The organism is Acinetobacter sp. YH1901141 (assembly GCF_013416935.1).
In the GTDB taxonomy this organism is placed as follows: domain Bacteria; phylum Pseudomonadota; class Gammaproteobacteria; order Pseudomonadales; family Moraxellaceae; genus Acinetobacter; species Acinetobacter towneri.
Map to the genome: position 1 here is coordinate 64,714 of NZ_VPEY01000004.1, position 13,199 is coordinate 77,912.

11 protein-coding genes, 4 tRNA genes and 1 pseudogene are annotated in these 13,199 nt (G+C 42.7%); 7 read left to right on the plus strand and 9 right to left on the minus strand.

Annotated features, from left to right (window positions below):
- Positions 1-28: 28 nt before the first annotated feature.
- Positions 29-2,452 carry a ribonuclease R gene (gene rnr / locus FTV52_RS03760; RefSeq protein ID WP_179989933.1) on the minus strand — a complete coding sequence of 808 codons (2,424 nt, stop codon included), beginning with the start codon at positions 2,450-2,452 and terminating at the stop codon, positions 29-31.
- A gap of 264 nt (positions 2,453-2,716) precedes the next feature.
- On the opposite strand from rnr, the gene FTV52_RS03765 reads away from it, so the two are divergent.
- The 6 genes from FTV52_RS03765 (at position 2,717) to FTV52_RS03790 (ending at position 4,682) form a co-directional block, all read left to right on the plus strand.
- Positions 2,717-2,806: transfer RNA gene (locus tag FTV52_RS03765), tRNA-Ser, on the plus strand.
- 15 nt (positions 2,807-2,821) lie between these two features.
- Positions 2,822-2,898 (plus strand) — tRNA-Arg (locus FTV52_RS03770).
- Positions 2,899-2,945: 47 nt separating this feature from the next.
- Positions 2,946-3,022 (plus strand) — tRNA-Arg (locus FTV52_RS03775).
- A gap of 213 nt (positions 3,023-3,235) precedes the next feature.
- Positions 3,236-3,312 (plus strand) — tRNA-Arg (locus FTV52_RS03780).
- A 193-nt stretch (positions 3,313-3,505) separates the two neighbouring features.
- A complete protein-coding gene (locus tag FTV52_RS03785; RefSeq protein ID WP_096901373.1) occupies positions 3,506-4,003 on the plus strand; it encodes a YcxB family protein in 498 nt (165 codons plus the stop codon).
- A gap of 40 nt (positions 4,004-4,043) precedes the next feature.
- Entirely contained in the window at positions 4,044-4,682 is a 639-nt protein-coding gene (locus FTV52_RS03790; protein WP_179989935.1) for a fumarylacetoacetate hydrolase family protein, read from the plus strand.
- Positions 4,683-4,753: 71 nt separating this feature from the next.
- On the opposite strand, the gene msrA is transcribed toward FTV52_RS03790, so the two are convergent.
- From msrA to lgt, 7 genes and pseudogenes are all read right to left on the minus strand, one after another.
- Positions 4,754-5,275, minus strand: coding sequence for a peptide-methionine (S)-S-oxide reductase MsrA (msrA, locus tag FTV52_RS03795; RefSeq protein WP_070153293.1), 522 nt, complete (start codon positions 5,273-5,275; stop codon positions 4,754-4,756).
- Between the two features lie 62 nt (positions 5,276-5,337).
- Positions 5,338-5,805, minus strand: a complete 468-nt coding sequence (locus tag FTV52_RS03800) for an META domain-containing protein (protein WP_004974787.1) — start codon at positions 5,803-5,805, stop codon at positions 5,338-5,340.
- A 153-nt stretch (positions 5,806-5,958) separates the two neighbouring features.
- Positions 5,959-7,014 (minus strand): DUF4105 domain-containing protein, encoded by a 1,056-nt coding sequence (locus FTV52_RS03805; protein ID WP_004974789.1) that lies wholly within the window; start codon positions 7,012-7,014, stop codon positions 5,959-5,961.
- Positions 7,015-7,084: 70 nt separating this feature from the next.
- Complete coding sequence (locus FTV52_RS03810; protein ID WP_004974792.1) at positions 7,085-7,597, minus strand: dihydrofolate reductase; 513 nt, start codon at positions 7,595-7,597, stop codon at positions 7,085-7,087.
- Positions 7,598-7,688: 91 nt separating this feature from the next.
- Positions 7,689-8,531 (minus strand): thymidylate synthase, encoded by an 843-nt coding sequence (gene thyA, locus FTV52_RS03815; RefSeq protein ID WP_179989937.1) that lies wholly within the window; start codon positions 8,529-8,531, stop codon positions 7,689-7,691.
- 98 nt (positions 8,532-8,629) lie between these two features.
- Positions 8,630-9,035: pseudogene (locus FTV52_RS03820) on the minus strand (hypothetical protein).
- Positions 9,036-9,146: 111 nt separating this feature from the next.
- The gene (gene lgt / locus FTV52_RS03825; protein ID WP_096901379.1) at positions 9,147-9,956 is read right to left on the minus strand and encodes a prolipoprotein diacylglyceryl transferase; all 810 of its coding nucleotides are present in this window, start codon (positions 9,954-9,956) and stop codon (positions 9,147-9,149) included.
- Between the two features lie 93 nt (positions 9,957-10,049).
- On the opposite strand from lgt, the gene FTV52_RS03830 reads away from it, so the two are divergent.
- The gene (locus FTV52_RS03830; protein ID WP_004974805.1) at positions 10,050-10,832 is read left to right on the plus strand and encodes an NRDE family protein; all 783 of its coding nucleotides are present in this window, start codon (positions 10,050-10,052) and stop codon (positions 10,830-10,832) included.
- A 40-nt stretch (positions 10,833-10,872) separates the two neighbouring features.
- Here the strand turns inward: FTV52_RS03830 and FTV52_RS03835 are convergent, their stop codons facing one another.
- On the minus strand, positions 10,873-13,188 hold the full coding sequence (locus FTV52_RS03835; RefSeq protein ID WP_179989939.1) for a PhoX family phosphatase: 2,316 nt from the start codon (positions 13,186-13,188) through the stop codon (positions 10,873-10,875).
- Positions 13,189-13,199 lie beyond the last annotated feature (11 nt).

Here is a 13,199-nt window from a genome sequence, read left to right on the forward strand (position 1 = left end):
CGTAGCACTCTTTTTTATTTAGTAAAATTTACTCACCCTTTGCTTTGGCATTGGATTTTTTCTTTTTCACCTTGGTCTTTTTTTTGGCTTTGTCTTTCGGTTTAGCTTCCGACTTCGCTGAGGTTTTTTTACCGTAAGAGCTCGGTTTGCTTTTTGGCTTTTTCTTCGGCACAGGTTGCTCACCGTTTTCACTTAAAGTCGCCTTGCTTGGACGCTCAGAAAAAACTTCTTCAGTGGCTTCACGGCTGAACGGTTTTGCCACGCGCGGTGCGCGCATACGAATAGCACGACCTGCATGGGTGAGTTGCTGCATGAGCTCAAAATCAATTTTGCGATCTTCTAAATTGACAGCCGCGACTTTAATTTTAACTTCATCGCCCAAGCTAAAGCTTTGACCACGTGCTTGTCCAATTAGACTTTGGCTGGCTTGGTCAAATACAAAGAAGTCATCGCCCAATTGGCTAACGTGAATCATGCCATCTACATAAAGGTCTTTAAGTGTTACAAACAGACCAAACTCGGCTACTGCAGAAATGACTCCAACAAACTCTTCACCTAAATGCTGCTGCATATAGTGACATTTTAGCCATGTTGTGACTGAGCGTGAGGCTTCATCGGCACGACGTTCGGTTGCAGAATAGTGTTCGCCTGCATCATCTAAGGCAGCACCAGACAGTGGAGATGGCTTTTGTTTTAAATGCGCTTTAATGGCACGGTGTAACAACAGGTCAGGGTAGCGGCGAATTGGCGAGGTGAAATGCGTGTAGGCATCATAAGCCAAGCCATAGTGTCCTGCATTGTTGGCACCATAATAGGCCTGCATCATGGAGCGTAATAACACTGCATGAATACTTGGGGCATCAATACGGTCTTTGGTGGCTTCAATCACAGCTTGATAGTCAGCTTGCGTTGGCTGTTCAGGGAAATGTAAGCCGAGCAGTTTGACAAAATCACGGACTTTTTGAATACGTGAAAACTCTGGTGGTTCATGCACACGGTACAGCATTGGCACATCGTGTTTTAGTGCATATTCTGCTGCTGCGACGTTGGCTAGCAACATACATTCTTCAATCAGTTTATGCGCATCGTTACGGGTGCGTGGCAAAATTTCGTTAATTCCACCCAACTCATCAAAGGTCATGTAGGTTTCAACGGTTTCAAATTCCATGGCATGACGTTCAGCACGTAAACCTTTCAGCACCTGATACAACTGGAACAGGGTATTCAGTGATTTACGTACTTCACGATCTTCTGGAATGGCAGCACTGTCACCCTCAAAATATTGAGCCACTTGGGTATAGGTTAAACGTGCTTTGGAATGCATGACCGATGGATAAAATTCAAAACCTGTGACCCGACCTGCGCGTGACAGTTTTAAATCGCAGACCATACACAAACGGTCAACCTGCGGATTCAGCGAACATAAGCCATTCGATAAAGCTTCAGGCAACATCGGCAATACAAAATGCGGGAAATAGACTGAAGTACCACGTTCCTGCGCTTCATCATCTAGCGGTTTGCCAGGACGTACATAATGGCTGACATCGGCAATGGCAACCACGACACGGTAACCCCCGCCTGGGCGTTTTTCGGCATAGACAGCATCGTCAAAGTCACGCGCATCTTCACCATCAATGGTAACTAAGGCTAAATCACGTAAGTCGATACGCCCTTCACGGTCTTGCGCCGTAGGCTCCTGAAAACTTTCAGCTTCCTGAATCACGGCTTCAGGAAATTCATACGGTAGACCAAATTCCAAAATGGTTTGTGGAATAATAATTTCGGTATCTGCTTTATCTGCCATGGACTGAACAATATGACCAGTCGCAAACTCTTCACGAGTTGGATAGTCGTCAATTGCAATGCGTACAGAGTCGCCCAGTTTGACTTGGGCATGTTCAATCAGTTCTTTTTCTAAGGTAATGGGTTGATGGCTATTCGGCTGGGCAGGCTGAATAAAATATTCACCATCGTATTCTGACAATTTACCAATGATTTGTTTGACGCGACGCTGGGTGACTTCAGTAATAAAGCCCCATGCTTTGCCTTTACGATCCACTGAAGTCTGGCGGACTTTAACCTGATCGCCATTAAACACTAAACGCAGTTCACGTTCAGGCAGCAAAATATCATCATGGCCTGAAATATTGGCAGAGCCTAAACCTTTACTGTTGATGTAAACCGTGGCGTCATGGGTCGGTTGTTCTGCAGCCAGCTGGAACTTAAATCCATCTTTCATGAGCTGACCATCACGCACCATGGCAATTAAACGATGGCTTAACGCATCAATACTTTTTTGATCTGCAATGGCAAAATGCTCGACCAAGTCTGCATGTGACTGTGCCGCTTGCAGTGTTTCAATGGTTTCTAAGATTAAGGTACGGCTTGGAATAGGATTTTCGTAACGTTCGGCTTCAGCTTTCGCTTCAGGATCGACCCAATTTTTCATCATGTAATAAACTTCATGTCAGAAGATAGGTTTAGCATAAGTCATGTACGTGAAGACTGCACGTAAATGATTGCAATAATGTGTTTTCTGTCGTTATTTTACGATGTTTCAGATTTTTATGTATGCAATGTCAAAAGATCACGCTGAATTATTGCATTGAAGCATGAAAATTGTTTAAAAAATATTTAATTGAGCAAAAATATGCAAAAATTGTGGTGTCTAAGCTTGCAGTACTAGCACTTAATTTGTATTATGGCGGCACGTTACGGTGAGATGGGTGAGTGGCTGAAACCACGTCCCTGCTAAGGACGCATACGGGCAACTGTATCGAGGGTTCGAATCCCTCTCTCACCGCCACGCTTTACTTATGTCGCGCTCATAGCTCAGCTGGATAGAGCACTTGGCTACGAACTAAGGGGTCGGGAGTTCGAATCTCTCTGAGCGCACCAATAAGTAAACCGAAAAGTAACGCATCGCCTTATGGCACACAAGTAATGCGCTCATAGCTCAGCTGGATAGAGCACTTGGCTACGAACTAAGGGGTCGGGAGTTCGAATCTCTCTGAGCGCACCAACTTGAACAATCAACCGCTTTATTGCGGTTTTTTTGTGCCTGAAATTTGGTGAATATTGGTATATGCATTTACCCGAAGCCAAGCCAGTACAATAGTTGTTTTACGGTAAAATTCTTTTGATTCGTCCAATATCTGTGCATTTGATTGCAAAATGATGAATTAATACTTAACAGCCAGAAAAAAACACGTATAATGCACCCCATCAAGTCGTCGCGCTCATAGCTCAGCTGGATAGAGCACTTGGCTACGAACTAAGGGGTCGGGAGTTCGAATCTCTCTGAGCGCACCAACTTGAAATAAAAAACCGCACTTTTGATGCGGTTTTTTTGCATCTACACTATCTAAAAATGATGAAATTTCTGTGTCAAAAGCATGACCATTGTTTTACGTCTGGCTTTGAGCGAATAAACACGAAAAAAATAAGGAAAGTGCTCAATCTAGTGTAAGATTTAGCTCAATTTGAATGACTTGATGATGAGCTTATGTCTGACACGCAGCCAGCATTGTCTTTGCGCTATTTTTTAAATTTAGAAGAATCTCAAGACGGCTTTGCCCTTGCGACTTTTGGTAAAAAACAATTTACCCGTTTTATTACACCGTTGATTAGTGTGGCGATTATTGCTTGGGGCTTTTATTTGGGCTTCGATGGGGTAGGTCGCTATTATGTTGCACTCGGTGCTTTCTTTTTAATCTTGCAAACTTTAATGCGTTATTGGTTTTTGCCAATGATGTTTAAACGCCAGTTTGTAAAATACCAATTTGGAAAAAGCGAGCAAGGCATTGATTTATTTCAGGACTATGCCGAGCTGTATGCCAATGGTCGTAAACAGGTATTTCATTATAACGAGGTGCAAAATTTCGCTGTGGGTAAACTCACCTATATGCTGGAATTAAAAAATCGTACAGTGGTGATTGTACCGAAACGTGCATTTAATCTGCCTGCAGAACAAACGGTTTTTGAAAATACTTTTAAAAAGTAAGTTTTAATTTTCCCAATTTACGAGTTATTTGAGGATGATCATGAGTACACGTCCATCTAAAATTGTCTGTGTCGGTCGCAGTTATGCAGACCATGCCAAAGAATTAGGTAATGCTGTACCTGATCATCCTGTGTTATTTATTAAACCGCCAAGCAGTTTACGCAGTTTAAGTGATGGGATTACGTGGAATAAGGTCTGGGGCAATTGTCACTATGAATGTGAATTGAGTTTACGCATTGACCAGCCTTTAAATGCAGACACAGATCCTGCCAAAGTATTGGATGCTGTAGGTGCAGTGACTTTGGGCTTGGATTTAACTTTGCGTGAATTGCAGGATGAACTTAAGAAAAAAGGACAGCCGTGGGAACGAGCCAAAGCGTTTGACGGTTCTTGTGTGTTGGCAGATTGGGTGGATGTATCGGAAATTCAGGACTGGAAAAACGTGCAATATTGTTTGGACATTAATGATGAATTACGTCAGCAAGGCGATACCAGTTTATTGATTTTTGATATTGCGGCATTGTTGGCAGATATTAGCCAAGTATTTAGTTTAGAACCTGGTGATGTGGTAATGACTGGTACACCTGCAGGGGTGGCAGCATTACAGTCGGGCGATCAGTTGAAGATGACCTTACAAGGACGTACTCAGGCATTTGTCTGGACGACTTTTGTAAAATAAATAGTGGTGTAAACGGTGATGTCATCAAAAGATGAGTATCACCGTTTTGTACTTGCTTTTAAATCCAATGGTTATACTTTCAGTAAATGCTGAAATTTACTGCGTAATTTATTCAGTTTCGGTGGAATGGAAAAATTGCAGTAGCCCTGATTTGGATTTTTGGCAAAGAAATTCTGATGATAGTCTTCTGCAGGGTAAAATTCAGGTGCTGCACTGAGTTCAGTCACAACATTCACACCTTCAGCTTGTAATGCTGCAATCATCTCGGTGGCAGCTTGTTGCTGTGTAGCATCTAAATAATAAATCACAGAGCGGTATTGTGTGCCGACATCATTGCCCTGACGGTTTAATGTGGTTGGGTCGTGTGTGGCAAAAAACACCTCAAGTAATTGTGAATAGCTGATCTGCTGCTCATCAAAATCAATCAAAATGACTTCTGCATGTCCGCTGTCGCCACGGCAAATATCTTCATAGCTTGGGTTTAAGGTATGTCCACCTGCATAACCGCTGGTGACTTTTTCTACGCCTTGCAGTTGTAAAAATACGGCTTCGACACACCAGAAACATCCGCCACCAAACAATGCTTGTTGCATGATTTTGTCCTTATATTTTATGAATCAACCATTTTAAGCCTGTCTATTATTAGGCTTAGCCGTTAACGTGCAGCCGTTGGTGTTTCAAATTGAATCAGTAAATTTCCATGGCGATCTAGCAATTTCAGGGTTTTACCATAGACCTGATAATGCGTCACTTTATTTAGGGCTTCATGAAATTTCTGATCTAAGTTGTTGTTATTTAAGCAAGCCATTCGCGTGGTTGCCAATTGCCCCAATTGTAGGGTGTCACGTCCTGCGACATAACTACCGCTGAGTCGGTTACAACTATCTGAACCTGTGACTGTTTGTGTGGCGGCATCAAAGTTTAAATATGGCAAGTTTTGGCGGTTTGCTTCTGTTTTTAACATGCTGTTGCCCAATTGCGTAGCAGTCCATGTACGTTGTACTAAGTTGGCTTGATTGATTGCGCTAATTTGGCTTGCACTCGTTTGAGTTGGCATAGTTTCACATCCTGATAAAGCAATCATTGCACCCAATAAGGTGATCCCGAAGTATTTTTTTAGCATGGAATGATCTCTAATTTTTTGAAATTGTTGCTATCTAAACAAATTATGCGCCGTGGCTCTAGTTGAATTTGTATGTTTGCTGCAACTTTTTCCAAGATATGGTGTGGTTTTTTCTCTGAATTGATTGTATCTGCGCAAAATGACCAAAATAGGTCAGGGCAGCACTTTGTTCTGATAAGTCGGATGCGAATAAGGCGTGCTGATGTTTGCTGAAGAATCGAGCTGCACGCCTTGTCGAATGAGCGCGGAAAAGTCTTGGCTGTGGATATCTTTTAAGTTTTCCACACGTGGGTTAATGTGGGCACGTTGATACCAAGTTTGCATATCCCAACGATGATCCAGCGCATGCAAATCATATAAATAATTGGGTAAATAACCCGAAGCAAACAGACGATAGTCGGCAGGGAAACGTTTTTGAGATACTGCCTGAATCATGTCAAACAGCAGCGTGGTGCAATTACTGGTCAACGTATTATACCAACGCGCTTTGGCGGCTAAAGCATCGGCTTTATGCAGATATTCCTGAAACAGTGCTTGTGCTTCTTGTGGATTGAGCTGGATCGGGAAAAAATAAACTTGCTCACCCCGAATATTGCTGCGGGTGTAGATGATATCTTTTTCATCGGCAGCGACAAGGCTCAGTTCATATTGCCGAAAGAAGCCGCCAATCGCAGAAAACTCTTCGTGTTTTTCTTTGCGTATTTCAATGGAAAAGGTGAGCGGCGCTTGATCGGCAAAGTCAAAACTGACTAAGGTATGCGCAATTTTTGGCCCCATCCAGTAAGAGGTGATGATATTCACCCCCGTAATCTGTTTCAGGTTAAATTGGCGGGTTTCCCAACGTTCGGTATAGCGACCATCGGCATGCCAGTCAAAATTGCGGACATTGTGCAGCGTGACCTGATCTTGTACTTGTTCATAATGCAGCATACGGGCTACTTCAGGGTTCCAGTCACGGTCTTGCTTGGCATCCATCCCAAAATACCAAAACAGCCCCAAGGTAAAACCCAAAAGATAAACCAAAATATCCTGATTGCGACTGAGCAAATGCTGAGTGATATAAATGCCCAAAATGCTGAGGGTGAAGGCTAGCCAAGTCCCAATCAGCACACGGCTCATTAACCAACCCAAAGGCTGATGAATCCACAAGGCCATACTGAGCCAAATAGAAGAAAGAACGACACCTAAACTGAAGATGAAATGCAGCATCCGCCATTCCTGAGGCAAAGTTAAATTCCGTTTAAGTCATCATAATCAAATATTGCCAAGGCTGTCAGCATTATTTTTGATAGCGGGCAAACTCAAAGGCAATCCCTGATTTTTCATCGACATGCTGTTCTGAGGCCACTTTTTTAAACTCGGCAGGAATGGCAGGATAATGCGCATCTCCCTGAACATCTAGTTCAATATGTGTCAGTTCCAAACGGTCAGCAATCGGCATAGTTTGGCTAAAAATTTCACCACCACCAATAATAAATAAAGTGTTTGGTTTTTCTGAGGCTTGAACATCGGCAACGGCTTGTTGCAAGGCATCTTCAATGCTATGCGCCACTTTTGTGCCTTCAAATGCCCAGTTTGGGTCGCGGGTAATCACCCAATTGACACGTTTAGGCAGGGTGCGTCCCATCGACTCCAAGGTTTTGCGTCCCATAATCACCACGCCACCTTGGGTGATTTCTTTGAAGTGTTTTAAGTCTGCCGAAATATGCCACGGCAATTGGTTACCCTGACCAATGCAGCGTTGTTGATCCATAGCGACTACGTGTACAACTTCTAAATTTTGAAATGACATAATTAGGCTCGTATTTTCTTAGTCTGCCAAGCATCTTTTGGGGACGTTGGGGCAATTTAAATGTTGAGATGATAAATCTAGCAACAGGCAATTAAACAGCGACAGGTGCTTTAATTGCAGGATGTGACTCATAGCCTACAATTTCAATATCTTCAAATTTAAAATCGAAAATATCTTTGATTTCAGGATTGAGTTTTAACTGACATAACGCCAGTGGTTCACGGCTTAGCTGTAACTGTGCCTGTTCAAAGTGGTTGGCATATAAATGCGTATCGCCACCTGTCCAGACAAAATCTCCGACTTCTAAATCACAGACTTGCGCGATCATGTGGGTTAGTAAAGCATAGCTGGCAATATTAAAAGGCACGCCTAAAAACACATCGGCACTGCGTTGATATAGCTGGCATGAGAGTTTGTCGTTGTGCACAAAAAACTGGAATAAAGTATGGCAAGGCGGTAAAGCAACTTGACCTGCTTCTTTCGGGTTCCAGCCTGACACGATTAAACGCCGTGAATTTGGATTGGTTTTAATTTCATTGATTAACCATGCAATTTGGTCAAAACCATCTTGCTCATACAGACCATCGGCTTTTTGTGTTGCACCAAAATTACGCCATTGATGTCCGTACACTGGGCCAAGTTCACCTTCAGGACGACCAAAGCGCGCGGTTTGTTCTGCGGTAGACCATTCATCCCAAATACTGACTTTATGTTCTTGTAGATATTTGACGTTGGTATCGCCTTTTAAAAACCATAACAGCTCAATTACGATAGAACGGAAATGTACTTTTTTGGTAGTCAGCAGTGGAAAACCTTGTGCAAGGTTAAAACGCATTTGGTGCCCAAACACTGAACGTGTGCCTGTTCCGGTACGGTCACCTTTGTCGCCACCATGGTCAAGAATATGTTGGAGTAGGTCTAAATACTGGCGCATAGCGTTCTCTGGTCAAGCAAAAGAAATATTTTTTGTTTGGGCAATTCGATGCCCAGTAAATCAGAAAGAATAATAGCAGAGTTTTTAAAGTTGTGACTTTATTGTGTGTCGGAAGCGTGATGTTGATGCAGTAAAGCCAACGGCGAAAACAGGCAAATAGCCAAAGCGGTAAAGCCAATGCCTTGAGCGCCCGACAGTAAAATTTCACCGTGTTGAATCTGCATGAAAATTATTGCGAGTAACAACGCCAGTGGAATCCAAGTCAATAGTCGTGCCAACCAACCTGTGGGATGTTGTGCAGTAAAATGAATTTTGCAGTAACGACAAATTAAAAAAACAATACCTGTGGCCAGAAACATTAAAATCGCATCGAGCTTTAAGGGTTCTAAGAAGTATACCGCTGCAGTGACCAGCGCGATCACCATCAGCAGGGCAATTTTCTTTGTGACCGCAACCTGTTTTCTTTGTGACCGCAACCTGTGGGTTAAACCAAAATTCAAGCATGTGAGATATTGATGTCTGAAAAGTGTAAGTAATAGATAGCACTGTAGCATAAAAAAGGCGAAGATTGACTTCGCCTGAATGGATGAAACCTGCATTTAAATGGGTAGTAGCTTAGCTGTTTTTTTGCGGCCCCCAATCATAAATTTTCTTTTGATAGGCATACCACATCATCCAGAAACCGACCAAAATCATTGGTAAGCTCAGGAATTGTCCCTTACTCATCCATGCAATAAAGAGCTGACCATGATCGGGTTCGCGGAAAAATTCGACAACAAAGCGCGCCAAACCATAACCAATCAGGAATAGGGCAGACACTGCCATGCGTGGACGTGGCTTTGAACTAAACCACCACAGTACAATAAACAGGATTAGACCTTCACATAAGGCTTGATACAATTGCGATGGATGACGTACCAATTGTAAAGGATCGGTCGGGAAAATCATCCCCAAAGCAAAATTCGGATCGGTCACAGGGCGACCATATAATTCACCACCAATAAAGTTACCAATACGACCAAACATTAGACCTGTAGGTACACATGGGGCAATAAAATCCAAAGTTTGAAACCACGTCATTTTGTATTTTTTACACCAGAACAGCATGGCTAAAATCACGCCCAGAAAGCCGCCATGGAAACTCATGCCGCCTGTCCAGACTTGGAATAACCACAGTGGATTTTCCAAAAATTGTTCAAAGCCGTAGAAAAACACATAACCGACACGTCCACCAATCACCACGCCCAAAGCGCCGTAAAAGATCAGGTCGGAAACCATGTCTGGTGTCCAGCCACGTTGTTTGGCACGGTAAGTTGCCAAACCCCATGCAAATAAAAATGCCAGTAAATACATCAAGCCATACCAATGGACTTGTAAAGGCCCGAGCGAAATAGCAACGGGGTCAATATTTGGATAGGTGAGCATTCCTGTTCCTTGTGATTCTGTTTTGCACAGATTTTAGCTGAATGTGATGAAAAATGTTGTACATTCAATGTGTAAAGATCAAGAGTTTAAATTATGTGTATTGTGGCATTGGCTTGGCAGGTCTTGACAGACACACCACTGTGTTTGATTTCAAATCGAGATGAGTTCTATCGGCGTCCGACAGCAGCACTGGCAGCATGGTCTGATAGTCCAATTGTTGCAGGGCAAGATTTAGAATCGGGCGGTACGTGGATGGGCATTACCCCATCGGGACGCTGGGCTGTGATTACCAATTATCGTGATGCGAATGATGTTCGTGAATATCCAACTTCACGTGGGCATATTATTCAGGCTTTTTTAGAATCTGAGCAAACGCCTATCCGTTTTGCGCAAGCCTTAGAAAAACAGCAATGTGAATATGCAGGTTTTAATTTATTTGTGGGTGACACCACTCAAGCGGTGTACATGAGTAACCGTGGAGAAGCGCCGCAGGTTTTAGCTAAAGGCGTTTATGTGGTGTCGAATGGATTGATGAGTGACCCTTGGGAGAAAACTGCACGCTTACGCAAACGCTTTACGCAGGAGTTTTTACCGATGCTGCAATTGCCTGATCTTGCAACGGCAGAGCTAAATGCTGCGGCGTGGGATATTTTGCAAGATGAACGCAAAGTTGCATCTGAATTGTTACCGCAAACAGGGATTTCATTGGAGATGGAAGCGTTGTTGTCATCGACTTTTATTCAAAGTCCACTTTACGGTACACGTTGTTCCAATTTTTTACGTATGCAGGCGCAGCAATTTACATGGCTGGAAAAAACACAATATGGTGAGCAAAAGGGAGATATTGTGCAGCAACAGTTGAACATTGAGGCATAAAAAATGCCGACGTGATGTCGGCATTTTTAATTTATGGATGTTATCCAGCAATTGCTTTGCCGTCTTTACGGGTGATGACAACCGTTGCTGAACGAGGACGTGCAGTTTTATTGTTCATGTCAGTTTGTGTTGCAGGCCAATGGCTGCTTGGCGCATCAAAACTCTTTGAATCTTCACCTGGGTGCTGAACGTTAATAAAGATTGCTTTGTAGTCAGGTGTCATGGTTACACCTGTAATTTCACATTCTTTTGGCCCAACAAGGAAGCGACGTAAGTTTTTATCGGTGACTTGAGCACCAGCAATTGTACTTTGATCACCAACAGTTTTTACAACACCGCCATCACCAACTTGACCAGGTAGTGCTGCTAACATCATACAGTTTGTAACATCTGTATATGCGCCATCATCTGTTTGAATCCAAAGAACACCACGTGGGTCAAACCACATACCATCTGGACTTGAGAAGTCGTTTGCATCGCTTAAATTAGAAAGGTTAATTGTCGGATCCATACTTGCTTCAGCACCAAATAGATAGATATCCCATTCAAATGATGTTGCTGCAGTATTCTCTTCTTTAAAGCGGATAATATGACCATTGACGTTACCTTTACCACCTTCAGGATCGGTGTAGTTACGTGGGTTTGCAGGATCTGTTGCATAGCTTGAACCACGGTTCGAGTTATTGGTTAAAGTCACGTACACTTCACCATTTTCAGGGTTTACAGCAACCCATTCTGGACGATCCATTTTTGTAGCTCCTACAGCATCTGCTGCAAGACGAGCAAAAGTAAGGACATCCGCTTGTGAGCTAAATGGGTAAATAGCGTTTGTTTCGGTTAAGCCATTTTTACCATAAGCCAGTTCAATCCACTCTCCTGTGCCTGATGCATTAAATTTAGCGACATAGAATTTCCCTGAATTCATATATTTGTCGCCAGCTCGATAGCCACCATTCACATCTTTAGGATCCCATGTTGCATCTGATACAAATTTGTAGATGTACTCACCGCGCGAGTCATCGCCCATATAGAATGCAAATTTTTGCCCTTCAATTGCGCGGCTGGCGCGACAGTCTTCGTGAGCAAAACGACCTAATGCAGTACGTTTTACTGGGTTTGAGCGGCTATCGAATGGATCAATTTCTACAATCCAGCCAAATGTATTTGGCGCATTACGATAGTCTTGAGTTGCAGACTCTTTGGTTACGTTAGCAGCCCAACGATCATACATGTCTTGAGATTCAAAACCAGCTTCTGCTGTTTCCCAACCATAGCGTGAAGATTTATTCAAATACACGATGCGATCTTGCTCATCGCGTTCTGGAATTTTTTTACCATCAGCATCTAAAATATAAATGATGTTGTTTTTCGCATCACGTTTAACACTACCGTCTGCATTTTTTTCAGTTTGATAAGAGATCTCTAAGCCTAAGCCATAGCGTTTAAGTGCTATTTTTTCAGCTTCATTACGGGCTGAGTATTGGTCTGTACCTGAGCGTTGGAAATAACCAATAAAATTTTCTTCAGCAGTTAAATAAGTGCCCCATGGTGTATAACCATTACCACAGTTATTTTGTGTGCCTCGAGTTTGACGACCAGCGGGAGAGAATGCTGTGTGCAGTAATGGAGAACCAGCTACAGGCCCTGCAAAATCCATGACAGTCGAAGCTGTAATACGACGGTTAAATGGTGATGACTTCACAATCTCTACAGCTTGAGTTTCAGCATTTTTCTTAATATGAACGACTGAAATACCGTGTGCATTTACTTCACGAATCACTTCATCTTCTGGGCGACGTCCATCCTTTTTAGTTGCGCCTTTTGGATGTAAGAAGGTTTGGTTGATATATTCGTGGTTCAAAACCAATAAGCCATGATCTGATGCATTTTCATCATAACGACCAGTTTTAGTACTTAAGCCAAAATAGCTCATGCCATCGTGACAGTCACCAGAGCGGAATTGGAAACTTGGGCCAGATGGAACATCTGCATCTGCATTCCAATTGCTATAAGAAGGATTGATTGAGTCACCTAAAGCATATAATACAGTTGCTTGGTAACCTTCAGGAACAGTAACAATATCATTTAAATTTTTATCTACAGCTTTAAATGTTAATGTTTCAGGCTTGGTATTGGGTTCTTCTTTACTTGTTGGTGGTGTTACATTTGTATCTTCATCATCATCACTACATGCAGATAAAGAAGAAGCTAAAGCTAAAGCTGCTGCACCGCTTGCAGTTTTTTTAATTAAACTGCGACGGCTCATGCGTTGTTCTAGAATGTCACGAAAGTGCGTATTGTCTGAAGTGTTATTATCTAACTCTTGATCTTCATTGTAAGGCATAAAATCAGTCATTTTTTTCCTAG